The organism is Sphingomonas sp. NIBR02145, from assembly GCF_027359115.1.
In the GTDB taxonomy this organism is placed as follows: domain Bacteria; phylum Pseudomonadota; class Alphaproteobacteria; order Sphingomonadales; family Sphingomonadaceae; genus Sphingomonas; species Sphingomonas kyeonggiensis_A.
Genome location: NZ_CP114791.1, coordinates 4,546,541 through 4,569,412 on the forward strand (window position 1 = coordinate 4,546,541; position 22,872 = coordinate 4,569,412).

Consider the following 22,872-nt stretch of genomic DNA (forward strand, 5'->3'; position numbering starts at 1 on the left):
TATGGTGTAATCATGCCGGGAAACCGGGGGAGAGGACGGGCAAATTGATGCCTGCCGGTGTGTGCTCGAAAATAGACTAAGTTGTTCTAATCATATAGATTTAGGAACGTTAGGTCTGTTTCGGGAATTTCCGGCAGGCAGACTGTAAATCTGCCCGTGCAAGCGTACGCTGGTTCGAATCCAGCCCTGTCCACCACTTTCCCCGCGGGGCACGGCCCGCGGTTCAGGACATCGCCGATGAAATGCCCGGCATGAGCGCGGCCGGGTTCAGGCCTGCGCGGCGCCCTGCTCCTGGGCATGCTTGCGCTCGGCGGATTCGCGCCTGGCGCGCGCCGTCTTTTCCTGCGCGAGCAGGAATTCTTCGGTTTCTTCCTCGGTGACACCCTCGGCATGTGTCTTGTGCACATGCTGCATCATCGTCGCCCATTGGCGGTACGAACCCATCTGCGACCCCTCGCTTTTCCCTGATAACGAGAGGTCATAACGCAGGTGCGAACGGGATGACTCGCGAAATAAATCCTTAACGCGGCGCGAATCACGATTCCTTAATCAAGCACCGCCGCGACCAGCTGGCGGAAGGCATCGGCGCGGTGGCTCATCGCATGCTTGGCGGCCGGTTCCATCTCGCCGAACGTCTCTTCATGCCCCGTCGGCAGGAAGACCGGGTCATAGCCGAAGCCCTGGGTGCCGCGCGGCGGCCATACCAGGGTGCCGTCGACGCGGCCCTCGAACCACTCGACATGGCCATCGGGCCAGGCGAGCGCGAGCGCGCAGATGAAATGCGCGTCGCGCCCGGTTTCGGGTGGCAGCGCCGCCAGCTTGTCCTCGACCAGCTGCATCGCGACGCCGAAATCCTTGCTCGGGCCCGCCCAGCGCGCCGAGAAGATGCCGGGATCATTGTTCAGCGCCTCGACGCACAGGCCCGAATCATCGGCCAGGGCAGGGAGCCCCGAGAGATCCGCAGCCTGCAGCGCCTTCAGCTCGGCATTGGCGACGAAGGTGGTCCCCGTCTCCTCGGGCTCGGGCAGGTCGAGCTCGGCCGCGGAGACCGGCTCGATCCCGAACGGACCGAGAAGCTCGCGAATCTCACGCACCTTGCCGGCATTGTGGCTGGCGATCACCAGCTTGCCGGGTTTGAGTTTGCGGATCGCCTGGGGAGTGTCGCCTTCGCCGCTCATCCGATTGCCTTCACCTGTGCTTCAAAGATCTGGTTGCAGCCGATCCGCGCGAGGCGGAGCAGGCGGAGCAGCCCTTCCTCGTCATAGGTCGCGCCCTCGGCGGTCGCCTGCGCCTCGGCGATGTTGCCGTTCGACAGCAGGACGAAGTTCGCATCGGCATCGGCGGCGCTGTCCTCGACATAGTCGAGGTCGAGCACCGGCGTGCCCTGATGGATGCCGCAGGAAACCGCGGCGACCTGCGCCGTGATCGGGTCTTCCTTGATCAGCCCCTGGGCCATCAGCTTGTTCACCGCGATGCGCAGCGCGACGAACGCGCCCGAGATCGCCGCGGTGCGGGTGCCGCCATCGGCCTGGATCACGTCGCAATCGAGCGTGATCTGGCGCTCGCCGAGCTTCTTGAGGTCGGTGACGGCCCGCAGGCTGCGGCCGATCAGGCGCTGGATCTCCTGGGTGCGGCCGGACTGCTTGCCCTTGGCCGCTTCGCGCTGGCCGCGGGTGTGCGTCGCGCGCGGGAGCATGCCGTACTCGGCCGTGACCCAGCCCTCGCCCTTGCCCTTGAGCCAGGGCGGCAGCCGCTCTTCGACGCTCGCGGTCACCAGCACGCGGGTGTCGCCGAAGCTGATCAGCACCGAACCCTCGGCGTGGCGGGTGAAATGCGGTTCGATGGTGATTGCCCGCATCTCGTCGGGGGCGCGGCCGGAAGGGCGCATCTGCTTCAGTCTCCTGCAAGGTTTGACGCGCCACGTAGACGTAACGGTTGGAACGCGCCAGTGTCGGCGGGCGATCCGTGTAGAGTGGCCGCAGGGAGAACAGGGTATGCGTAGGCTTGCAATCATCGGACTTGGGGCGCTGGCATTGTCGGGCTGCGTGAAGCCGAGTGGTGGTCCGGGCCCGGGCAAGCCGATCCCGATCGAAGGCGATTCGATCCGCTACGAGACCGGTCCCTGCTATGGCCGCTGCCCGGTCTATGCCGTCACCGTGCGGCCCGACGGCACCGGCGTGTTCGAGGGCAAGCGCTTTACCGCGGCCACCGGCGAGAAGCCGTTCAAGCTGACCCGCGCGCAATATGATGCCTTCGCCGCGGCGCTGGCGCCCTACCGCCCGGAAAGCGGCGAGGTCCGCTATGCCCCCGGCCAGAAGAATTGCGAGCCGGCAGTCACCGATGCCTCCAGCGTCAACGTCACCTGGACCCGCGCGATCGGCGACAGCCAGGGGCTCTATTTCTATTATGGCTGCCGCTCGGAAAAGAACCGCCCGCTTGGCCAGGCACTCGGCGACGCAGTCGAGGGGCTGCCGATCCACGACCTGATCGGCGAGCGGCCCTGATTTTCAGGCCCACTTGCACCCCGGCGAAAGCCGGGGCCCAGGGTTTCTCTGCCGACTCGCTTGTGGCCCTGGGCCCCGGCTTTCGCCCGGGAACAGTTTGCGCAACCGCAGAGGTTGGCGTGTCGAAAGTGCACGCTACATAAGCTCCATGACCACCCCGCCGATCCGCGAACTGACCGACCGCGCCCGCGACGTGTTTCGCATGGTGGTCGAGTCGTATCTCGACACCGGCGCTCCCGTTGGCTCACGGACGATCGCGCAGATCTCCGGTCTCAATCTCTCGCCCGCCTCGATCCGCAACGTGATGCAGGACCTGGAGGAGCTCGGCCTGCTCGCTGCTCCCCATACCAGCGCCGGCCGGATGCCTACCGAGACGGGCCTGCGCCTGTTCGTCGATGGCATGATGCAGGCGGCCGAACCCAGCGCCGAGGAGCGTGCCGCGATCGAGCGCAACGCGGCCGAGCGCGGTCCGGTGGAGGAGGCGCTGGCCGCAACCACCGCCGCGCTCTCGGGCCTCTCGTCCTGCGCCGGGCTGGTGCTGGTGCCCAAGGTCGAGCCATTGCTGCGCTCCTTCGGCTTCGTGCCCCTGAGTCACGACCGTGCGCTCGCCGTGCTGGTCGGCGAGGACGGTTCGGTCGAGAATCGCGTGGTCGAGCTGCCCGGGGGCATGGACCCTTCGGCGCTCCAGCGTGCCGCCAATTATCTCTCCGCTACCTTCGCCGGGCTCACCCTCAGTCAGGCGCGAGCCCGGGTCGAGCGCGAGCTGGGGGCGCAGCGCGCCGCGCTTGACAGCGCCGCTGCCGCGCTGGTTGAGCGCGGCCTTGCCGTGTGGAGCGAGGACGGCGGTCGCCGCCCCGTGCTGATCGTGCGCGGCCAGGCCCGGCTGATCGACACTGCCGCGGCGGAGGATCTCGACAAGGTCAGCCAGTTGCTCGACCAGCTCGAAGGGCAGGAGGAGATTGCGCGCCTGCTCGATTCGGCACGCGAGGGCGAAGCCACGCGCATCTTCATCGGATCCGAGAACAAGCTGTTTGCGTTGTCCGGTTCGTCGGTGATCGCCAAGCCCGTCCGTTCGCTTGACGGGCGGGTGGTCGGCGTGGTCGGCGTGATCGGGCCTACGCGGTTGAACTATGCGCGCGTCGTCCCCATGGTGGATTTCACGGCGGCCACAATGGCCCGATTACTGGCCTGAACAGGGAAATATGACGGAAGAGAACAAGGTGACGGACACCCAGGAAGAAACGCTGCGCGCGGAAACCGCGGAGGGTGCGCCCGAAGTGGCCGAGCACGATCGCCTGGCCGAGCTCGAGGCGCAGCTCGCCGAGGCGAAGTCGGCAGTGATGTATGCCCAGGCGGAGACGCAGAACGTCCGCCGCCGCGCAGAGAAGGAAGCGCAGGACGCCAAGGCCTATGCCGCGACCGGTTTCGCGCGCGACGTGCTGTCGGTGGCCGACAACCTTAGCCGCGCGCTGGCCGCGATCCCGGCCGAGCTCAAGGAAGACGAGAAGCTCAAGGGCCTGGTCACCGGCCTTGAGGCGACCGGCCGCGAGCTGGAATCGGTGTTCGGCCGCCACGGCATCACCAGGATCGTCGCGCTCGGCGAAGCGCTCGATCCCAACCGCCACCAGGCGATGATGGAAATGCCCAGCGCCGATGCGGAGCCGGGCACGATCGTGCAGGAAATCCAGTCAGGCTACATGATCCGCGATCGCCTGCTGCGCCCCGCGCTGGTCGGCGTGGCGAAGAAGCCGGACTGATCCCGGCGGACATCGCGAGACGAAGAGGCCGGGGCAATGCTCCGGCCTTTTTCTTGCCGGAACAGTTCCCCGGCGAAAGCCGGGGCCCAGGGTTTCTCTGCCGGATCGCTTTGTTACCCTGGGCCCCGGCTTTCGCCGGGGAGCAGGATGTTCGCCCCGGGGAAGAGAGGGAATTACACCCGCATCCCCGCGATCAGGATATCGATCAGCCGCCGCGCCGTATCCTGCCAGCCCGGCCCCGCGCTCGCCACGCCGGCGATCGCGCGCAGCAGGTCGATCGGATCCATGTCGAGCTTGATCTCGCCGCTCGCCACGGCGCGGTCGGTAAGCAGCGCGATCGCTTCTGGCGTGCCGCTGTTGCAGGCGGCATAGAGCGCGGCGGTGCCGCCCGTGACCGATCCGAACACTGCCGCCATGCCATATTTGGTGCCGAGATAATCGACGAACAGCAGCAGCCATTGGCGCAGCGCCTCGACCGGTGGATGCGCCTCGCTCAGCTTCGCCGCCGCATCCGCCAGCTGCATGGTCTCGTTGCGATAGACCGCCTCGATCAGCGCGTCGCGCGTCGGGAAATGCCGATAGAGCGTACCGATGCCCACACCCGCCTCGCGCGCGATTTCCTCCAGGCTCGCACTCGGGCCCTTCTCGCCGAACACCGCCTTGGCCGTGTCGAGCAGCCGCAGCCGGTTGCGCTCGGCATCGGCGCGCGGCTTGCGGGAGGAGGAATCGCCGGTTTCGGCCACGATTATGGGATCGTCCCTTGAAAAGCGGAGGATGCCTCCGTATTTATTTCCGGAGACGCCCTCCACTTAATATTTCCTAGGTCGCCGGGCAAGGGGCTCGTGGCCGATGGAGCCGTGCGTCCGCGTGACGGAGACAGGCAATGACCCAGGTTTTCAATGCAGCTTCCACCACCGACGAAGTGCTCGCCGGCGTCGATCTCAGCGGCAAGCGCGTGCTTGTCACCGGCGTCTCGGCCGGCCTCGGGGTCGAGACGGCGCGGGTGCTGGCGGCGCATGGCGCGCAGGTGATCGGCACCGCGCGCGATCTCGCCAAGGCGGAGCGCGCTACCCAGGTCGTCCGCGACCAGGCGGCGAACGGGGGCGGTATCGAGCTGGTCGAGCTCGATCTCGCCTCGCTCGCCAGCGTGCGTGCTGCGGCGGACAGGCTTGTCGCCGATGGCCGAAGCTTCGATGTGGTGATCGCCAATGCCGGCGTCATGGCCACCCCGCTCGGCTACACCGCCGACGGCTTCGAGACTCAGTTCGGTACCAACCATCTCGGCCATTTCGTCTTCGTCAATCGCATCGCGCCGCTGATCAAGGATGGCGGCCGGCTGGTGAACCTTGCGTCCTCGGGCCATCGCTATTCGGATGTCGATCTCGAAGATCCGAATTTCGAGCACACGCCCTATGAGCCGATGGTCGCCTATGGCCGCTCGAAGACCGCGAACATCCTGTTCGCCGTCGAGTTCGACCGACGCCACAAGGATCGCGGCGTCCGTGCCACCGCGCTGCACCCCGGCGGCATCCAGACCGAGCTCGGCCGCCATATCGGCCAGGAGACGCTCGAGCAGGTGCTTGCCCGGATCAATGCCGAATTGGCCGAGCAGGGCCAGCCGCCCTTCCAGTGGAAGACGATCCCGCAGGGGGCTGCCACCAGCGTCTGGGCCGGCTTCGTCGCGCCTGCCGGGGAAGTCGGCGCGCGCTATTGCGAGAACTGCCATGTCTCGCAGGTGACCGACGGCATCATCAATCCGGTCAGCGAAGGCGTACGCTCCTATGCGCTCGATCCGGAGAATGCCAAGGCGCTCTGGGCGAAGAGCGAGGAGATGGTCGGCGAGCGTTTCTGAGCCTCGCCGGAGCCGTTATTGCGAACATGACGGCTTTTTCATTTGAAATCCGCGGGCGAGGCGACCATCTCGCCCGTGGATGCACAACCGTGCACCCTTAACCGCCAGCTCCGAGAATGGGGTCATGTCCAGCAACGACCATAGTCGATCGACCGTGCCGTCCAGGGCCGCCGCGCTGAGCTGATCCGCTCACCTCCTGCGCAGCCGCCCCGGGCGGCCGGTCGGCAGTGAGGTATATTATGAACGCAGCCATCCGTTTCCTCGCGGATCTTCGCTTCTTCGGCAGCGTGGGTCGCGACCCCAACGCGCTGTTCGACGAGCGGCTGACCTTTGGCGAGAAGCTCGCCGATCGGGTCGCCGCGGTCGGCGGCTCCTGGGGATTCATCATCGGCTTCGGCCTGTTCCTCGGCGCCTGGGCGCTGCTGAACACCGTCGTGCTCGCCGCGCACGCCTTTGATCCGTTCCCCTTCATCTTCCTCAACCTGATGCTGTCGATGCTCGCCGCGCTGCAGGCCCCGATCATCATGATGAGCCAGAACCGCCAGGCGGCGAAGGACCGGTTCGAGGCGCGGCTCGACTACGAGACCAATCTGCGCGCCGAGGCGCAGATCGACAGCCTGCACCACAAGATCGACCTGCTCACCGCCGAGATAGCACGGCTTTCGCGGGTCGATTGAAAACTACGCTATTGCTAGTCATTCGCAATAAAGGGTAAGGCGATTCCACCCCGGAGATTCCGCTCCGGGGAAGGGGATCGCCTTTGTACCAGTTCCTGGATCGCTCCGCCGCCGAGCTTGCGCCCGTCGATCAGCTGTTGCTCCACGCGATGCGGCAATGGGTGGCGACGATTCGCGCCGGGCGCTGCCCGTGCAGCGTGCTCGGCCCGGTGCTGCGCGGGCGCGGACTGGTCGAGATGCTGCCCGATCTGAACATGGCGATGCTGCTCATCGAGCGCGAAAACCTGTCCCAACTTCGCTTCAAACCGCCCTTCTCGGCGGAAATAGGCGATGACGAGGCCTTGCTCCTTTCGCTGCATGCGCTAGCACGCGCCGGCGCGCAGCCGCGCGTCGACGCGGTCATCGAGCAGATCGTGAAACCCGAAGCGCGCCTTCCGCTCTCCGTGGCGGTGGCGCGTATCGCTGTTGCTTTCGCGCGTTGAAGTAAAATTACGTTGCAGCGCACCGTGAATTTGGAAAGAGCCGACCTCGTGAATATGCATGCCCGCCCGCCCATCGTCCTGCCCGAGCATCCCGCCTTCCAGACGGCTGCGGTGCGCTGGGTGAAACATTGGAACGAGCATCTGTTCAGCTTCGCGATCGAGCGTCCGGCCAGCTTCCGCTTCCGCGCCGGCGAGTTCGTGATGATCGGCCTGGAAGGCGAGGGCAAGCCGCTGATGCGCGCCTATTCGATCGCCAGCCCGACCTGGTCGGATGAGCTCGAGTTCCTTTCGATCAAGGTCGAGAACGGCCCGCTAACCTCGCGCCTTCAGCTGATCCAGCCGGGCGACCAGATCTATCTCGGCAAGAAGCCCACCGGCACGCTCGTCGCCGACGCGCTGCTGCCCGGCAAGCGCCTCTTCATGCTGTCGACCGGCACCGGCCTGGCGCCGTTCCTCAGCGTCGCGCGCGATCCGGACACCTATGAGCGGTTCGAGCAGCTGGTGATCGTCCACTCGACGCGCCGTGTCAGCGACCTCGCCTATCATGACGAGCTGACCGCGCAGCTGGCGAATGATCCGCTGGTTGCGGACCAAGCGCTGCTCCAGTTCCACTATATCCCCACCGTGACGCGCGAGCCGTTCCGCACCAGCGGCCGTATCGGCCAGCTGATCGAGAATGGCTGGCTGTTCAAGGCACCGGTCCAGGGCCATCCCGAGCTCAACCCGGAGACCGATCGCGTCATGCTCTGCGGCTCGAACGCGATGATCAAGGACTTCGCCCAGATGCTCGAAGGGCATGGTTTCGAGGAAGGCTCGAACGCCAACCCGGGCAGCTTCGTGCTGGAGCGCGCCTTCGTCGGCTGACGAACGGTCCTTTGCGACCGGGACAGACTGGCTCGCGACCGGTTCGGACGACACCTCCACGGCGGATGGCGCATAAACGCGTCATCTGTTCGTTGGAGGAATTGCCCGTGAAGTTTCGTGTGATCGCCGTTGTCGCGGCCCTGGCGCTTTCGGCCTGCGGATCGTCGGAGCGCGAGGCGGGGGATACCGCGGGTGCCGAAGCGGGCGCCGATGGCGAGGTGGTGCCGGTGCCGGCCACCGGCCTTTTCGAACTTCCCGCCGGCTTGTGGGAGCGCAAGGTTACCGCGCTTTCGGGCAAGCCGATGCCGGTCGAGCGCATTTGCATCGCTGATTCGGTTCGTGCCCGTGTGATCCCTCTTACCGAGGTTCGCCCGTTCCTGTCGGACTGCAAGCTGCTGGAGCAGTCGGAGAAAACGATGTTTGGCGTGATCTTCCGTCTCCAGTGCAGCAAGCCCAAGGCAACGGAGGTGGGCGGTAACATCACCTTCAAGGACGGCGCGCTGACGACTGCGCTCACTATCGCGAACGGAGGCACCACGCCGGCGGACCCGTTGCCGTCCAACGCGGCGATCGTCTCCAGGCGCATCGGCGATTGCCCCGCCGGCATGAAGCCGGGCGATACGGCCGACGAAAACGGCAGGATCACCGGCTCGATCGCCGGCTGATCGCCTTGGGGGAGGTGACGGGGCGAGGCTTTCGCCCTATCTCCCCCACATGTCCAACCGCTTCGACAACGTCCCGAACCGCCGCGCGCTGATCGACCGGCGCGGCGTCGCCGAGCGGCTGCACGCGCTGCAGGCCAAGGACGGCGCCAGGCTGCGTGCCGCGGGCACGAAGGAACTCAAGGCCGCGCTCGATGCCGGCCGCGCCGAGATCGCCCGGCGCCTGGCCGAACATCCTTCGCGCGGACACGAAATCGCCGCTTCGGGCGCGTTCCTGATCGACCAGCTTTTGCGCCTGCTTTGGGACTTTACGGTCGAGCGCCTCCACCCCAATCCGAATCCCAGCGCCGCCGAACGCATGGTGCTGATCGCGGTCGGTGGCTATGGCCGGGGCGAGATGGCGCCGCATTCCGATATCGATATCGGCTTCATCACCCCGTGGAAGGTCACCGGCTGGTGCGAGCAGGTGATCGAATCGATGCTCTATTCGCTGTGGGACATGCAGCTGAAGGTCGGCCATTCGTCGCGCTCGCTCGACGACATGGTGCGCCAGGCCAAGGCCGATGTGACCGTGCGCACCGCGCTGCTCGAAGCGCGCTATGTGTGGGGCGATACCAGCCTCTATGACGAAGCCGCGGCGCGCTTCAAAAGCGAGGTCCAGGCCGATACTGCCCGAACCTTCATCGCCGAGAAGCTGGCCGAGCGCGAGGCGCGGCACAAGCGGATGGGCGACAGCCGCTATGTCGTCGAGCCCAATGTGAAGGAAGGCAAGGGCGGGTTGCGCGACCTGCACACGCTCTTCTGGATCGGCAAGTACGCGTACAATGTCCGCGAGACCGGCGAGCTGGTCGAGAAGGGGCTGCTGACCAAGCTCGAATATCGCCAGTTCCGCCGCGCCGAGAATTTCCTCTGGGCGGTGCGCTGCCATCTCCACCTGATCACCGGCCGCGCCGAGGACCGGCTCACGTTCGACGTCCAGCGCGAGATCGCCGAGCGGATGCGCTATTCCGATCGCCCGGGCATGTCGAAGGTCGAGCGCTTCATGCGCTTCTACTTCCTCCAGGCGAAGGCGGTGGGTGACCTCACCGGCGTGTTCCTCGCGCATCTCGACGAGAAGTTCGCCGCGCGGGGCTCGCGCTTCGGCTTCCCCCAGCTCTGGCGGCGGCCGCGCAAGCTCAAGGGCTTCACGCTCGACCGCGGCCGGCTGGCGATCCCGCGCGACGATTATTTCCGCGAGGATCCGGTGCGGCTGATCGAGCTGTTCCAGCTCGCCGACCTGCACAAGCTAGAAGTGCATCCGCTGGCGATGCGCGTGGCCGCACGGGACGCCAAGCTGGTCGACGATGTCCGCGACGATCCCCGCGCCAATGCGCTGTTCCTCGATGTGCTGACTTCGCCGCGCGATCCGGAAACGGTGCTGCGCTGGATGAACGAGGCCGGCGTGTTCGGCCGCTTCGTTCCGGACTTCGGCCGGGTCGTCGCGCAGATGCAGTTCGACATGTACCACCATTATACGGTCGATGAGCACTCGATCCGGGCAATCGGCCTGCTTGCCCAGATCGAGAAGGGCGAGCTGCGCGACGATCATCCGCTCGGCACCAGCATCTTCAAGCAGATCGCCCAGCGGCGCGCGCTCTATGTCGCGGTGCTGCTCCACGACATCGCCAAGGGGCGTGGCGGCGATCACTCGATCCTGGGTGCCGAAGTCGCCGAGCGCTTCTGTCCGCGCCTGGGCATGAGCAAGGCCGAGACCGAGACCGTTGCCTGGCTGGTACGCTGGCACCTGCTGATGTCGGCGACCGCGTTCAAGCGCGACCTGAGCGACTTCAAGACGATCCTCGATTTCGCCGGCCATGTGCAGAGCGCCGAGCGACTGCGCATGCTCCTCCTCCTCACCATCGTCGATATCCGCGCGGTGGGGCCGGGCGTGTGGAATGGCTGGAAGCGCCAGCTGCTCGCCGATCTGTTCGATGCCGCCGAGGAAGTGCTCCGCCTCGGCCACAAGCAGAAGGGCCGCAACGAGCGCATCGCCGCCAAGCAGGAAGAGCTTACCCAGGCGCTCGGCTGGGAAGGTGCCCGCATGGACGCCTTCAAGAAGCGGATGACCGAGAGCTACTGGATCGCCGAGCCGTCCGACGTGCTCGAGCGCAACGCGCGGCAGGTCGATGCCGCTGGGCAGGCGCAGCTCTCGGTGGAGGCGCAGGTCTATCCCGAGCGCGGCGCGACTCTGGTCACGGTCTATGCCGCGGACCATCCGGGCCTGTTCTATCGCATCGCCGGCGCGATCCATGTCGCCGGCGGCAACATCATCGACGCGCGCATTCACACCACGCGCGACGGCATGGCGCTCGACAATTTCCTGATCCAGGATCCGCTCGGCCGCCCGTTCGACGAGGAAGCGCGGCTCAACCGGATCAAGACGACGATCGCCGATGCGCTGGCCAATCGCGCCAAGCTGCAGGATCGCCTGAAGGCCAAGCCGCTGGTCCGGCCCCGCGCGGAAGCCTTTGCGATCGAAGCGAATGTGCTGATCGACAACAACGCGTCGAACCGCTTCACCGTGATCGAGATCAACGCGCGCGATCGGCCGGCTTTGCTCTGCCACCTCGCCTATGCGTTGTTCCAGTCGAAGGTGACGATCCATTCGGCGCATGTCGCCACCTATGGCGAGCGCGCGGTCGATACCTTCTATCTGACCGATCTGATCGGCGATAAGATCGAGAGCAGCGGCCGGTTGAAGACCATCGAGCGCCGCCTGCTCGAAGCTGCGACGGGTGATGGTACGGTGGCAGAAGCCGCCTGAGGAAAGGGGATCGGGAATGCCGGTTGTCGGGTTTGGAGGCTTCTTCTTCCGTGCGCAGGACCCCGAGGGCCTCAAGGCCTGGTATGGCGAGGTGCTGGGTGTCGGCGGCGGCTTCGGCAAGGACGAGAGCGGCCAGTCGAGCCCGTGGTTCTGGCATCCCGAGCCGGGCGGAGTCGTGTTCGAGCCGTTCAAGGCGACGACCGACTATTTCGCGCCGGACAAGAGCTACATGCTGAACTTCCGGGTGCGCGATCTCGACAGCCTGCTCGAGCAGCTCAATGCCCGCGGCATCGAGATCGTTACCAAGGACGAATGGGACACGCCCGAGACCGGGCGTTTCGCCCGCATCCACGATCCCGAGGGCAATCCGATCGAGCTTTGGGAGCCGCCGGCGCAATAGGCGTCCGGGCCATCATCCCGGCCAAGGCCGGGCTCAGGCGATGGCGGCGCTTGCAATGCAGGATTTCGCCTGCCGGGCTCGCGCGGGCCCGGCCAGCCCGGGCCGCTATTCAAGTTGTTGGAAAAATAGGATCTCGCGCGCGCAAGGAACTTGCGTGGCGGGGCGCTGGAAACCGGTTCTTGGCCTGTACTTCGTGTACTTTCGTTTTGGTGCAAAGCGCTACAGGTCGCGCAATTCCAGCCGCCGCAGCAATTGGGCGAGCTTGTCGGCCTCCTGCTGCAGTGCGGCCGGCAGCCCCTCGCGGATCGTCGGCGGGGTCACCGCTACCTGCACCAGGTTGTTCGCCTCGATCGGGTCGCTGCGCAGGTCGTACATCTCCCATTCCTGCGGCTCGTGGCCGGAAGGGTCGAAATAGCGGACCAGCTTGAAGTCGTGGGTGCGCACCGCGCGAACGTGGTTGGGCTGCTTCACCGGCCCTCGCCGGAGCGAGACCGGCCCCTTGCCGTCGCTGCCGTGAATCACGCTGTCGACCACGTCGAGATAGACGGCGAACTCCTCATAGCTGTGCCGCTCCTGCGCGGTGCGGGAGAGCGGCAGCGGCGCGGTGATGTCGTCATCGGTGATGAACAGCACGCCTTTGCGCTCCTGTCCGTCCGGCTCGACGATCGGCGTCACTGCGATTTCGCCCTTGGTGACGGCGCCGGCGATGATCGCCGACAGATCGACACCGGGCAGCGGCGGCACCGGGCGGCTCAGCGCCAGCTTCTGGCTGATCGCATGCCGCTCGTCCGCACCCACCCCGGCAAGGCCGAGGATGGTCGGCAGGATGTCGATATGGCTGGTAAGTCCGTCATATTGCGCGGGCTCCGGCGCCACGACGTCGTGGCCCAGGTCGCGCCCGCCCTTGGGGAATTGCACGACCACCGGCACGTGCAGCGCCTCCTGATAGGCGGTGTACCATTTCTCGATCATCATGCCGTGCGCCGCGGCATATTCGCCGTGATCGGTCAGGAAGACGACGATGGTGTTGTCGGCCTGGCCCGATTGCTCGAGCGCATCGAGCACGGCGTCGATGTGCTGGTCGACCACCGAATGCAGCCAGGCGTAGAATTGCAGGAACTGGACGCAGTTCGCGTCGGCGCCGCCCTGCTCCTCGGTCGCGAGCTGGAAGGGAATGCAGCTCTTCAGCGACTGTTGCAGCGCGAGCCGCTTGCGCCGCGCGGCGGCCTTTTCGGGATCGAGCGAGGGGTCGAGGTCGTGCTGGTCGAGCCAGTTCTCGCCGGCGGCGACCAGCCCATTGACGATGTTGAACCCGCCCTTGGCCGCCAGCGCGAGCCCGACCTTGTAGGCCGCCTCGTGCTGCGCGCTCGGCTTGGTCGAGAGATCCTCGTTCTGGGTTGGGGATGCGCGCGAGCAATCCTGCGGGAAGTCGAGCGGATTGAGCGGAATGCGCATCGACCCGGCGATCGGGGCGGGGGTCTTCTGGTGCTTGCCGGGGATGGTCAGCGGCCCGAAGATCGATTGGGTGCCTCTCTTGTTCTGATGGTCCGGCAGCGCCTGGGCGATCACACCGGGATAAGTGGCGATGTCGTGTGGATTGGTGAAGGAGACCACCGCGAACCAGGGCGGGATGCTGCTCACGTCCGGGCCGGTCGAGGCCGGGTCCTGCACCGCCATTTCGGCCGAGACGCGGTTATAGTTGAGCGCCAGCCCCTGGCGGCGGAGGAAGCTGCAGGCGCTGTCGGTGAAGCCGGTGTCCCGGTAGACGCCCAGATTGTTGGGCTGGGCGCCGTGCGGCTCGGGATAGCTCTCTTCCCAATCGTCGAAGCCATAGCGTTTCAGGCTGTGCTCGGGCGGGTTGGAGACGTGCCACTTGCCGAAATAATGGGTCGAGTAGCCGGCCTCGCGCATCCAGCTGCCCAGTGTCGGGATGCCGTCGGCATCGAGCCAGGGGAAGTTGGGCGAGTCGCCGTTCTTGAACAGCCCGTCGGTCTGGGTGACGCCGGTGCGGGTGCCGTATTGGCCGGTGTAGATCACCGCGCGGCTGGGCGTGCAGGCCGAGGCGGCGATCGTGTGGTTGCGCAGCACCACGGCGTTTTCGCGCAGTCGCAGCAGCCCGGGGAAATATTCGGCGTAGCGGTTATGGGTGCCGATCTCGCCCTGGAAGCCCAATATCTCCTTCAGCTCGGCGTCGAACCCGCCCTCGGCGCCATAGGCGAAGCGGGGGAAGCGATACTGGTCACAGGTAATGAGCAGGATGTTCGGACGCGCGGTGGCGTCCCCGGCAGTGCTGGTCGCCATGATTCCCTCTCCCCAAGCTGGGCGGGAGGATGCTTCACGGCCGTGCAGCCTTCAACGAGGGATGGCACCGTTATCGAGGTGTCGGCGCTTGCCAAACCCGGACATAGTCGACGTCCATCCGCGACGGGAAGGCATCGTCATCGATGCCCTTCTGCCCGCCCCAGCCGCCTACGGCGACGTTGAGGATCAGGTACTGCGGTTTGTCGAACGGCCAGGTCGCGGGATCGCCCTTATGGTCATTGTCGAAGCGCATGAAGGCGCGCCCATCGACTCCGATCAGGATGCGATCCTTGGTCCAGTCGAGCTGGTAGGTGTGGAAGGCGGTGCACGCATCCGCAAGCAGCGTATTGGCGCCGCGCTGGGTGTGGATGGCGTGGTTATAGGCCTTGGTGTGGATCGTGCCATGGACCCGGCCCTCGTCCCAGCCGACATGCTCCATGATGTCGATCTCGCCGAGCGCCGGCCAGCCAGCCTTGCCGTCGGTGCCGAGCATCCAGATCGCCGGCCAGACGCCGCGCCCGCAGGCGAGCCTGGCCCGGACCTCGACAAAACCATAGGTCCAGTCGGCGATACCGGCGGTGACGAGCTTGCCCGAGGCATAGTCCTGGCCGCCGAAATCGGGCTTGTCGGCCAGCCGTTCCTTGCGCGCCTCTATGACGAGATGGCCCTTCTCGACCCGGACATTTTCCGGCCGGTCGGCGGCATAATATTGGAGTTCGTTGTTGTACCAGCCCGCCTTGTTGCGGCTGGTGTCGTAGCGCCACTTCGCCGGGTCCGGGGCGCCGTGCCGGTCGAACTCGTCGGCCCATACCTGACGATAGCCGGTGGGCACCGCCATCGGCTCGCTGGCTTCGGAAGTGGTGGAAGAGGCGGCGGTCTGTGCCGCTGCCGGCAGGGGAAGGGCGGCGAGGGCCGCGATCAGCAGCCCTCGCGCCTTGTGCATCACTTGGGTGCCAGCACCATCAGCATCTGGCGACCTTCCATGCGCGGATAGGACTCGACCTTCGCGTCCTCGGCGCAGTCTTCCTGCACACGCTTGAGCAGGATCATGCCGAGCTGGCCATGGCTGAGCTCACGACCGCGGAAGCGCAGGGTGACCTTCACCTTGTCGCCTTCGCCGATGAACTTGTGGATGGCCTTCATCTTCACGTCGTAATCGTGATCGTCGATGTTCGGACGCATCTTGATCTCTTTGATCTCCTGCGTCTTCTGGCTCTTGCGGGCGAGGTTGGCCTTCTTCTGCGCCTCGTACTTGAACTTGCCGACGTCGAGGAACTTGGCAACGGGCGGATCAGCGTTGGGCGACACTTCGACAAGGTCGAGCCCAAGCTCCTGCGCCTGTTCCATCGCCTCGCGCGTGTACATCACGCCGAGATTTTCGCCCTCATGGTCGATCACGCGGACCTTGGGCGACTGAATGAATTCGTTAAACCGCGGACCGTTCATCGGCGGTGCCACCATCGAGCGGCGATTCATGGGCGGACGTATACGACTTGCTCCTGTTGTTGCAGACTCAGGGTTTGGGCGGCTCAATAACGCAGTAAGGGGCAAATCGGTAGCCCGGCGACCGCGTTTCCGCCGAAATTCCGCGCACTGTGGCGTGGACGTAACGCTGATATCGGGTTTTAGCCGACATAACGCAAGTGGAGGATGGGATAAGGCCGCCCTGCCGGATCGCTTTCCGAGCGACCGATGACCTCGAAGCCGCGTGCGATATAGAAGGGCAGGGCATTGTCCGCCTGTTCGTTGGCATCGACCAGTAGGTCCGGAGACAGGGACAGGGCGTGTGCTACCAGGGCACTGCCAAGGCCGCGGCCATGCGCGGCCGGATCGACGAACAATGCGTCGATCATGGCCCCGTCCATGGCGAGGAAGCCCTGAACCACCCCGGCATTGTCCTCGACCAGCCAAAGCGGTGCCTGGGGCAGGAACTGCTCCGCGACCATGGTGTCGATCTCGGCGCGGTGTTCTGCAGAGAGGAAGCCATGGGTGGCATCAACTGCCGCGCGCCAGATAGCCAGTGCACGGGGTACATCGGCTTTGGTGCCAAGACGAACGCGGGGCATCAGCGGCGCCCCCACAGGATCACCAGGCAACCTGCCACTGCCAGCGCGGCGCCGGCCATGTCCCAGCGCGTGGGCATCACGCGTTCGACCAGCGCCATCCAGCCGAGCGAGGCGAGGATGTAGATCCCGCCATAGGCGGCGTAGGCCCGCCCGGCCGCATCGGCGCTGCTCAACGTCAGCAGCCAGGCGAACAGGGCGAGCGAGATGCCGCCGGGGATCAACCACCACGCCGACTTGTCCAGCCGCAGCACCGCCCAGAAGGCGAAGCAGCCCACGATCTCGGCCAGCGCGGCGCCGGCATAGATCGCGAGCGTTGCCGGGTTCATGCCAGGTCGGGCGGAGTCGCCTCGGCCACCAGCCTGGCCACCGCTTCGTCGAGGCTCAGCATCTGCTGGCCCTGGCTGCCCAGCACGCGCAACGCCACGGTGCCTTCTTCGGCCTCGCGCTTGCCGACGACGAGCAGGTTGGGGACCTTGGCCACCGAATGCTCGCGGACCTTGTAGTTGATCTTCTCGTTGCGAAGATCGGTCTCGACGCGGATGCCGACGGCCTGGAGCTTCCTGGCGACTTCCTTCGCATAATCGTCCGCATCGGAGACGATCGTCGCGACCACCGCCTGGGTCGGCGCGAGCCAGGTCGGCAGCTTGCCGGCGAAATGCTCGATCAGGATGCCGATGAAGCGCTCATAGGACCCGAAGATCGCGCGGTGGAGCATCACCGGGCGGTGACGCTCGCCATCCTCGGCGACGTAAGACGCGTCGAGACGCTCGGGCAGCACGCGGTCCGACTGGATCGTGCCGACCTGCCAGGTGCGGCCGATCGCGTCGGTCAGGTGCCACTCCAGCTTCGGCGCATAGAAGGCACCTTCGCCGGGCAGCTCTTCCCAGCCATATTCCTCGGTCGCCATTCCGGCGCGGACCACGGCGTCGCGCAGCTCGGCCTCGGCCTGGTCCCACATCTCCTCGGTGCCAAAGCGATTCTCGGGGCGCAGTGCCAGCTTGATCGAATAGGTGAAGCCGAAGTCCTTGTAGACGCGGTCGGCGAGCTGGCAGAAATCCTGCACCTCGTCGACGATCTGGTCCTCACGGCAGAAGATATGGCCGTCGTCCTGGGTGAACTGGCGGACGCGCATCAGCCCGTGCAGCGCGCCGTGCGGCTCGTTGCGGTGGCAGCAGCCATTCTCGACGAGCCGCAGCGGCAGGTCGCGATACGACTTGATGCCCTGCTTGAAGATCAAGATGTGCGCCGGGCAGTTCATCGGCTTGAGCGCCATCCACTGCACGTCTTCCGACACCATCGGGCCTTCGTCCTCGATGTTCGGGGTCTCGTCGGGGATGACGAACATGTTCTCGCGATACTTGCCCCAGTGGCCGGACTGCTCCCACTGGCGCGCGTCCATCACCTGCGGGGTCTTCACCTCGCGGCTGCCCGCGGCGTTGACCGCACGGCGCATATAATCCTCGAGCGCGCGGTAGATGACATAGCCGTTCGGGTGCCAGAACACCGAGCCATGCGCTTCCTGCTGGAGGTGGAACAGGTCCATCTCCTGGCCGAGCTTGCGGTGGTCGCGCTTGGCGGCCTCCTCGAGGCGCATCATGTGCTCGTCGAGCTGCTTCTTGTTGAGCCAGCCCGTGCCATAGATGCGCGAGAGCATCGCGTTCTTCTGGTCGCCGCGCCAATAGGCGCCCGAAACGCGCGTCAGCTTGAAGGCGTTGGGATCGACCTTGCCGGTGGAGGCGAGGTGCGGGCCGCGGCACATGTCGAGCCAGGCGTCCTCGCCCTTGCCGGCGCGGTAGACGGTCAGCTCTTCGCCCTCGGGCAGTTCCTGCGCCCATTCGGCCTTGAAGGTCTCGCCCTGCCTGGTCCAGCGATCGATCAGCTGCTGGCGCGACCAGACCTCGCGGATCAGCGGCTCGTTCTTGCCGATGATCTTGCGCATCTCGGCTTCGATCGCCGGCAGGTCCTCTTCGGTAAAGGGACGGTCCTTGGGGGCGAAGTCGTAATAGAAGCCGTCGTCGGTCGCAGGGCCGAAGGTGATCTGCGTGCCCGGGAAGAGGTTCTGCACCGCTTCCGCCAGGATATGTGCGAAGTCGTGGCGGGCGAGCTCGAGCGCGTCCTTCTCGTCCTTCGCGGTGACCAAAGCGAGCTGGGCGTCGCCCTCGAACGGACGGCCGATGTCGCGCAGCTCGCCATCGACGCGCGCGGCGAGCGCCGCCTTGGCCAGACCCGGACCGATCGCCGCGGCGATGTCCGCCGGGGTAGTCCCCGGGGCTACCTCGCGGACGGAACCGTCGGGCAGCGTAATGCGGAACATCTCGGACACGGGTTTGACTTTCGTGAAGGGGTGATTGGAGCGCGGCTTATGCCTTCGCGGGTGCGATATAGGCAAGCACTCGTGAAATTGCTTGTGCGAAGCCCCAAAGTGAAGGGAGTCGGGGCAAATCATTTCACTTTGGCCGCTGGACGGGAACGATGCTTTCCGGTGCGTCCGAAAAAATCGCGCCCTGGCCATGCCGAACGGCGTGGCAGACGAAATCCTACATTGGAAGCCGGTTTCGAGATGGCGTAGGGCCGGACACGAACGAAAGAGAGTCGAGATGGACAGTCAGCGCGCGACCACGATCCTGCCCTGCAACGACCTGGATGCCAGCATGGCGTTCTACGAGCGGCTGGGGTTCCGGTTGGCCAGTGACTACGGCGACTACAAGATACTGGACGACGGCAAGGGGTGGCACCTGCACCTGAACAAGGCGGTTCTCGGCTGGGTGGTGCCGGGGCATAATCCCTTCGGCATCTATCTCTACACCGATGACGTCGACGCGGTGGCGGACCGGGTGCGCGAGCACATCATCGAGAAGGAGGGGCCGAGCCTGAAGCCCTGGGGTTGCTACGAGTTCGCGGTGAGCGATCCGGACGGCACGCTGGTGAGGATCGGCCGCATTGCATCCTGAAGCCGGGCAATTGCTGCGCATGGCGGCCGATGCCGCCAACCAAGGCGCGTTCAACCAGGCGCTGCCGATGCTGAGCCATGCGCTGGCGCTCGATTCCGAGGCGACGGCGCCGGCCTATGCGGAGCTGCTGTCGCACCTGTCGCTGACCGGCTGGCCGACCCAGCTGGAGGCGGACCTGGTGACCTGTCTGCATGCGCGCACGGTCGATCCGCAGGCATTGGCGCGGACGACGGCACGCATGCTGCTGGTGAAATATCCCGAGCCGATAGTGGCGGAGGACGCGCTGTGGATCGCGTTCCTCACGCGCTGCATCAACGTCGATCCGGCGATGGAGGCGCGGCTGGCCTGGTTGGCGGGAGAGACGCTGCCGGAAGGGCTGCGGGCGGCGCTGGCGGTGCAGGCCTTTGCCGGTGAGTATGTGTGGGGCGGAGAGGGGCTGGGCGTTCCTCCCGAGGCAGTCGCCGCGCTGGCCGAGGAGCAGGCGCTGATTGAGGCGATGCCGTCGCTCGGCCCATCGGGGGACGCCGTATCGGATAGGGTGCGTGCGCAGTACGAGGCCAATCCCTATCCGCGCTGGCGCGCGCCTGCGGGCCGGCAGCGCGTGTCGGTAGCCGCGCACCTCGCCGCGTTGGGCGCCCCGCAGGCCGAGCCGCTCGCGGTGCTGGTCGCCGGCTGCGGCACCGGGTTCGAGCCGATCGACCTGGCGCGGATGGACCCGTCTCTGACGATCACCGCGCTGGACCTGAGCGGCGCCAGCCTCGCCTATGGCCAGCGCATGGCCAGCACGCTGGGCGTGCAGGCGGTACGCTTCGTGCGGGGCGACATCCTCGATATTGCCGAACTGGGCCAGCGCTTCGGGCTGGTGAACTGTACCGGCGTGCTACACCATATGGAGCGGCCCGAGGACGGGCTGGCCGCGCTGACCGGCGTATTGGAATCGGGTGGGGTGGTGCGGCTTGCGCTCTACAGCGAGCGTGCGCGGGGCTGGGTTGCCGAGGCGCACCGGGTGATCGCCGAGCATAGCTGGGATGCGAGTGCAGAGGGCATCCGCGCGTTCCGTGCGCATGTGCTGGCGCTGCCGCCGGAACAGCCGCTTTCCCGGCTGCGGGAAAGTGACGACTTCTACACGCTGAGCGGGTGCCGCGACCTGTGCTTCCATGTCCGCGAGCATTGGTACCGGCTGCCCGCGATCGGCGAGATGCTCGCCGCCGCCGGGCTGGAGCTGCTGATGCTCGATGCTCCGCCCGATGCGCAGGGCCTGTTCACGCGGCTCTTCGGGACCGGCGGCGACCGGCGCAGCCTCGCCCTATGGGACCAGGTGGAGGCAACTGCGCCGCATCTGTTCGCGGGGATGTTTCATTTGTGGGCGAAGCGGGTGGCCGGATAGCGAACCGCCAAAGGTTTCCCGCAAAACTCTATTCTCCGCCATCCCCGCGAAGGCGGGGATCCAGAGCCAAGGGTGAAAGGTTCGCGGCCCTGCCAGAGGTTTCCGGCAGCGGATGGCCTCGATTGCTTCGGCATCGCAAACTACCCTGGATCCCCGCCTTCGCGGGGATGACGAGTTGGAGTCCGGGATGGCAGGTATGGATTGCCCGGCCTCCCACCTCACCCGTCGATCGGCAACGGGGCATCCGGCGAAACCAGCCCTGCCTCGCGCAGTTCGCGCCAGAAATCGGCGGGAATCGCTTCGTTGAGCGCGGCATGGTCCTCGGCGAGGCGGCTCGGCTTGCTCGCGCCGGGGATCACTGCAGCGACTGCTGGATTGGCCAGCGAGAATTGCAGGCCCGCCGCCTTCATGCCCACGCCATGGCGGTCGGCGATCGCCCTGATCCGGGCGACCTTGTCTAGCATCGCCTGGGGCGCCGGGGCATATTCGAAATGCGCACCGCCGACGAGCACGCCCGAGCTGTAAGGCCCGCCGACGACGATGCCGAGGCCGCGTTCGGCGACCTTGGGCATCAGCCGCTGCAGGGCGCGCTCGTGGTCGAGCAGCGTATAGCGGCCGGCGAGCAGGAAACCGTCCGGGCGCGGTTCCTCCAGGTCGAGCAGCAGCTCGCAGGCCTCGACCTTGTTCACGCCCAGGCCCCAGGCCTTGATCACGCCTTCGTCGCGCAAGCGGTCGAGCGTGCGGAAAGCGCCCTTGCGCGCCTCGGCGAAGCGGTCGACCCATTCGTCGCGGTAGAAATCCTGGGCGAGGTCATGGACGAAGACGATCTCGATGCGATCGGTCTTGAGCCGCTTCAGGCTGTCCTCGATCGAGCGCATCGTCGCGTCGGCCGAATAGTCGTTCACTACCTTGTTGGCGCGGCCATGGGCGAAGACGCCGGCCTTCTCGCCCTGGTCGCGTGCGCTGACATCCTCTAGCTCGTCGAGGATGACGCGGCCGACCTTGGTGCTGATCACATATTCGTCGCGCGGGCGGCTGCCCAGCACTTCGCCCATGCGGATCTCGGCCAGGCCGGCGCCGTAGAGCGGGGCGGTATCGTAATAGCGGATGCCCTGGTTCCAGGCGGCATCGACGGTGGCGAGCGCTTCCTCCTCGGGGATGTCGCGGAACATGTTGCCGAGCGGCGCGGCGCCGAAGCCGAGCTTGCCGGGTAGGATGTCCTTGATCGCCATGTCGCGCTGCCCTTTTCCGAAGCCTTGTCGAGCCCGGCAGATAGGTAGCAGCGCCTGCGCGCGAAAGACCCGTACGGGTAGGGTTAGAGCAGCCCGAAGGGCACCACCCGGTTCAGGCGGACATGGCCGATCTCGGCGCGGCCGAGATAGGGCACGCCCATGTCATGGCACCAGCGCAGGATCATCTGGTCGATCGTCTCGCCGAAGCTGTAGTTGCCTGCGGCCTCGCCATTGTCCTTGACTGCTGAGACCGCGCCCAGCCGCACGCCGGCAATGCCCTTGAGCTGGGTAGCGTGCGCCATCTGGAACATCATCCGGTCGATCCGGTAGAGCGGCTCGTCCACTTCCTCGATGTAGAGGACATGGTCGGTCAGGTCGGGCAGGTATTTGGTGCCGATCAGCGCATTGAGGATCGACAGGTTGAACGCGGCGGCGGGGCGGCCATCGGCCAGCGCCGGCTCCAGGCCGCGCTTGTCGCCGTCGATCAGCCAGCCGAGCACCCAGCCTTCGGAAACGCCCTCATCATGCTGGCCGAGGCCCGAGGACATCGATCCGTGCGCGACGCGGCCGACCCGCGCGGCATAGAGCGCGCCGAGCATGAAGCCCATGTCCGAGAAGCCGATATAGGTCTTGTGCCGCGCGGCCGAACCGAGCTTTGGCATCACCATGTCGAGGATGCGATTGGAGCCATAGCCGCCGCGCGCGAACCAGATCGCGTCGAACGCCGGATCATTGGCATATTCGAGGAAGGCGGCGGCGCGCTGTTCGTCGGTGCCGGCGAAATGGCCCCATTCGAGATAGCATTGCGGATGGAACACGATCTCGTGCTCGGGGTAGGTCAGCGCCATGAACGCGGATAGCCTGGCCGAGGATTCCCGGCTGACTGTCCTTGCTGGTGCGACGACTCCGATGCGCATGCCTTGCCCCTTTGCTT

General features: G+C 66.1%; 24 protein-coding genes and 1 tRNA gene. 13 read left to right on the top strand and 12 right to left on the bottom strand.

Features of this window, described 5'->3' with window-relative positions; all coding sequences use genetic code 11:
- Nucleotides 1-123: 123 nt before the first annotated feature.
- Nucleotides 124-196 (top strand) — tRNA-OTHER (locus tag O3305_RS20850).
- A 71-nt stretch (nucleotides 197-267) separates the two neighbouring features.
- Here O3305_RS20850 and O3305_RS20855 read toward each other — a convergent pair.
- From O3305_RS20855 to rph, 3 genes are all read right to left on the bottom strand, one after another.
- Nucleotides 268-444, bottom strand: a complete 177-nt coding sequence (locus O3305_RS20855; RefSeq protein WP_269574254.1) for a hypothetical protein — start codon at nucleotides 442-444, stop codon at nucleotides 268-270.
- A 101-nt stretch (nucleotides 445-545) separates the two neighbouring features.
- A complete protein-coding gene (gene rdgB / locus O3305_RS20860; RefSeq protein ID WP_269574255.1) occupies nucleotides 546-1,178 on the bottom strand; it encodes an RdgB/HAM1 family non-canonical purine NTP pyrophosphatase in 633 nt (210 codons plus the stop codon).
- Nucleotides 1,175-1,888 carry a ribonuclease PH gene (gene rph, locus O3305_RS20865; RefSeq protein ID WP_184170397.1) on the bottom strand — a complete coding sequence of 238 codons (714 nt, stop codon included), beginning with the start codon at nucleotides 1,886-1,888 and terminating at the stop codon, nucleotides 1,175-1,177. The genes rdgB and rph overlap by 4 nt, the downstream gene beginning before the upstream one ends.
- Nucleotides 1,889-1,994: 106 nt before the next feature.
- On the opposite strand from rph, the gene O3305_RS20870 reads away from it, so the two are divergent.
- The 3 genes from O3305_RS20870 to grpE all read left to right on the top strand — a co-directional run bounded on the left by O3305_RS20870 (nucleotide 1,995) and on the right by grpE (nucleotide 4,261).
- Nucleotides 1,995-2,504 (top strand): DUF6438 domain-containing protein, encoded by a 510-nt coding sequence (locus O3305_RS20870; protein ID WP_269574256.1) that lies wholly within the window; start codon nucleotides 1,995-1,997, stop codon nucleotides 2,502-2,504.
- A 148-nt stretch (nucleotides 2,505-2,652) separates the two neighbouring features.
- Entirely contained in the window at nucleotides 2,653-3,696 is a 1,044-nt protein-coding gene (hrcA, locus tag O3305_RS20875; RefSeq protein WP_184170393.1) for a heat-inducible transcriptional repressor HrcA, read from the top strand.
- Nucleotides 3,697-3,706: 10 nt separating this feature from the next.
- A complete protein-coding gene (gene grpE / locus O3305_RS20880) occupies nucleotides 3,707-4,261 on the top strand; it encodes a nucleotide exchange factor GrpE (RefSeq protein WP_269574257.1) in 555 nt (184 codons plus the stop codon).
- Between the two features lie 173 nt (nucleotides 4,262-4,434).
- Here grpE and O3305_RS20885 read toward each other — a convergent pair whose 3' ends face one another.
- Nucleotides 4,435-5,004, bottom strand: coding sequence for a TetR/AcrR family transcriptional regulator (locus O3305_RS20885; RefSeq protein ID WP_269574258.1), 570 nt, complete (start codon nucleotides 5,002-5,004; stop codon nucleotides 4,435-4,437).
- A 140-nt stretch (nucleotides 5,005-5,144) separates the two neighbouring features.
- On the opposite strand from O3305_RS20885, the gene O3305_RS20890 reads away from it, so the two are divergent.
- The 7 genes from O3305_RS20890 (at nucleotide 5,145) to O3305_RS20920 (ending at nucleotide 12,001) form a co-directional block, all read left to right on the top strand.
- Complete coding sequence (locus O3305_RS20890; protein WP_269574259.1) at nucleotides 5,145-6,113, top strand: SDR family NAD(P)-dependent oxidoreductase; 969 nt, start codon at nucleotides 5,145-5,147, stop codon at nucleotides 6,111-6,113.
- A 239-nt stretch (nucleotides 6,114-6,352) separates the two neighbouring features.
- Nucleotides 6,353-6,790, top strand: coding sequence for a DUF1003 domain-containing protein (locus O3305_RS20895; RefSeq protein WP_184170386.1), 438 nt, complete (start codon nucleotides 6,353-6,355; stop codon nucleotides 6,788-6,790).
- An 83-nt stretch (nucleotides 6,791-6,873) separates the two neighbouring features.
- Nucleotides 6,874-7,272 carry a hypothetical protein gene (locus tag O3305_RS20900; RefSeq protein WP_184170384.1) on the top strand — a complete coding sequence of 133 codons (399 nt, stop codon included), beginning with the start codon at nucleotides 6,874-6,876 and terminating at the stop codon, nucleotides 7,270-7,272.
- 54 nt (nucleotides 7,273-7,326) lie between these two features.
- The gene (locus O3305_RS20905; RefSeq protein WP_269576577.1) at nucleotides 7,327-8,136 is read left to right on the top strand and encodes a ferredoxin--NADP reductase; all 810 of its coding nucleotides are present in this window, start codon (nucleotides 7,327-7,329) and stop codon (nucleotides 8,134-8,136) included.
- A 107-nt stretch (nucleotides 8,137-8,243) separates the two neighbouring features.
- Entirely contained in the window at nucleotides 8,244-8,801 is a 558-nt protein-coding gene (locus O3305_RS20910) for a hypothetical protein (RefSeq protein WP_269574260.1), read from the top strand.
- 49 nt (nucleotides 8,802-8,850) lie between these two features.
- A complete protein-coding gene (locus tag O3305_RS20915) occupies nucleotides 8,851-11,601 on the top strand; it encodes a [protein-PII] uridylyltransferase (protein WP_269574261.1) in 2,751 nt (916 codons plus the stop codon).
- A gap of 16 nt (nucleotides 11,602-11,617) precedes the next feature.
- Nucleotides 11,618-12,001: a VOC family protein gene (locus O3305_RS20920; RefSeq protein ID WP_184170375.1), complete on the top strand. Its 384-nt coding sequence runs from the start codon at nucleotides 11,618-11,620 to the stop codon at nucleotides 11,999-12,001.
- A gap of 219 nt (nucleotides 12,002-12,220) precedes the next feature.
- On the opposite strand, the gene O3305_RS20925 is transcribed toward O3305_RS20920, so the two are convergent.
- The 6 genes from O3305_RS20925 to thrS form a co-directional block, all read right to left on the bottom strand.
- A complete protein-coding gene (locus tag O3305_RS20925) occupies nucleotides 12,221-14,302 on the bottom strand; it encodes a sulfatase-like hydrolase/transferase (RefSeq protein ID WP_269574262.1) in 2,082 nt (693 codons plus the stop codon).
- A 70-nt stretch (nucleotides 14,303-14,372) separates the two neighbouring features.
- Nucleotides 14,373-15,245 (bottom strand): glycoside hydrolase family 16 protein, encoded by an 873-nt coding sequence (locus tag O3305_RS20930; RefSeq protein ID WP_269574263.1) that lies wholly within the window; start codon nucleotides 15,243-15,245, stop codon nucleotides 14,373-14,375.
- Nucleotides 15,245-15,778 carry a translation initiation factor IF-3 gene (gene infC / locus O3305_RS20935; protein ID WP_184170369.1) on the bottom strand — a complete coding sequence of 178 codons (534 nt, stop codon included), beginning with the start codon at nucleotides 15,776-15,778 and terminating at the stop codon, nucleotides 15,245-15,247. Before infC ends, O3305_RS20930 begins: the two co-directional genes overlap by 1 nt.
- 149 nt (nucleotides 15,779-15,927) lie before the next feature.
- A complete protein-coding gene (locus O3305_RS20940; RefSeq protein ID WP_269574264.1) occupies nucleotides 15,928-16,368 on the bottom strand; it encodes an acetyltransferase in 441 nt (146 codons plus the stop codon).
- Complete coding sequence (locus O3305_RS20945; RefSeq protein ID WP_269574265.1) at nucleotides 16,368-16,694, bottom strand: YnfA family protein; 327 nt, start codon at nucleotides 16,692-16,694, stop codon at nucleotides 16,368-16,370. Before O3305_RS20945 ends, O3305_RS20940 begins: the two co-directional genes overlap by 1 nt.
- Nucleotides 16,691-18,682, bottom strand: coding sequence for a threonine--tRNA ligase (gene thrS, locus O3305_RS20950; RefSeq protein WP_269574266.1), 1,992 nt, complete (start codon nucleotides 18,680-18,682; stop codon nucleotides 16,691-16,693). Before thrS ends, O3305_RS20945 begins: the two co-directional genes overlap by 4 nt.
- Before the next feature lie 283 nt (nucleotides 18,683-18,965).
- On the opposite strand from thrS, the gene O3305_RS20955 reads away from it, so the two are divergent.
- Together O3305_RS20955 and O3305_RS20960 are read left to right on the top strand one after the other, a co-directional pair.
- On the top strand, nucleotides 18,966-19,319 hold the full coding sequence (locus O3305_RS20955) for a VOC family protein (RefSeq protein WP_269574267.1): 354 nt from the start codon (nucleotides 18,966-18,968) through the stop codon (nucleotides 19,317-19,319).
- Nucleotides 19,309-20,706: a class I SAM-dependent methyltransferase gene (locus O3305_RS20960; RefSeq protein WP_269574268.1), complete on the top strand. Its 1,398-nt coding sequence runs from the start codon at nucleotides 19,309-19,311 to the stop codon at nucleotides 20,704-20,706. Before O3305_RS20955 ends, O3305_RS20960 begins: the two co-directional genes overlap by 11 nt.
- A gap of 218 nt (nucleotides 20,707-20,924) precedes the next feature.
- Here O3305_RS20960 and O3305_RS20965 read toward each other — a convergent pair whose 3' ends face one another.
- Nucleotides 20,925-21,938 (bottom strand): aldo/keto reductase, encoded by a 1,014-nt coding sequence (locus tag O3305_RS20965; protein WP_269574269.1) that lies wholly within the window; start codon nucleotides 21,936-21,938, stop codon nucleotides 20,925-20,927.
- Nucleotides 21,939-22,021: 83 nt separating this feature from the next.
- Nucleotides 22,022-22,855 carry an LD-carboxypeptidase gene (locus O3305_RS20970; RefSeq protein WP_184170348.1) on the bottom strand — a complete coding sequence of 278 codons (834 nt, stop codon included), beginning with the start codon at nucleotides 22,853-22,855 and terminating at the stop codon, nucleotides 22,022-22,024.
- Nucleotides 22,856-22,872 lie beyond the last annotated feature (17 nt).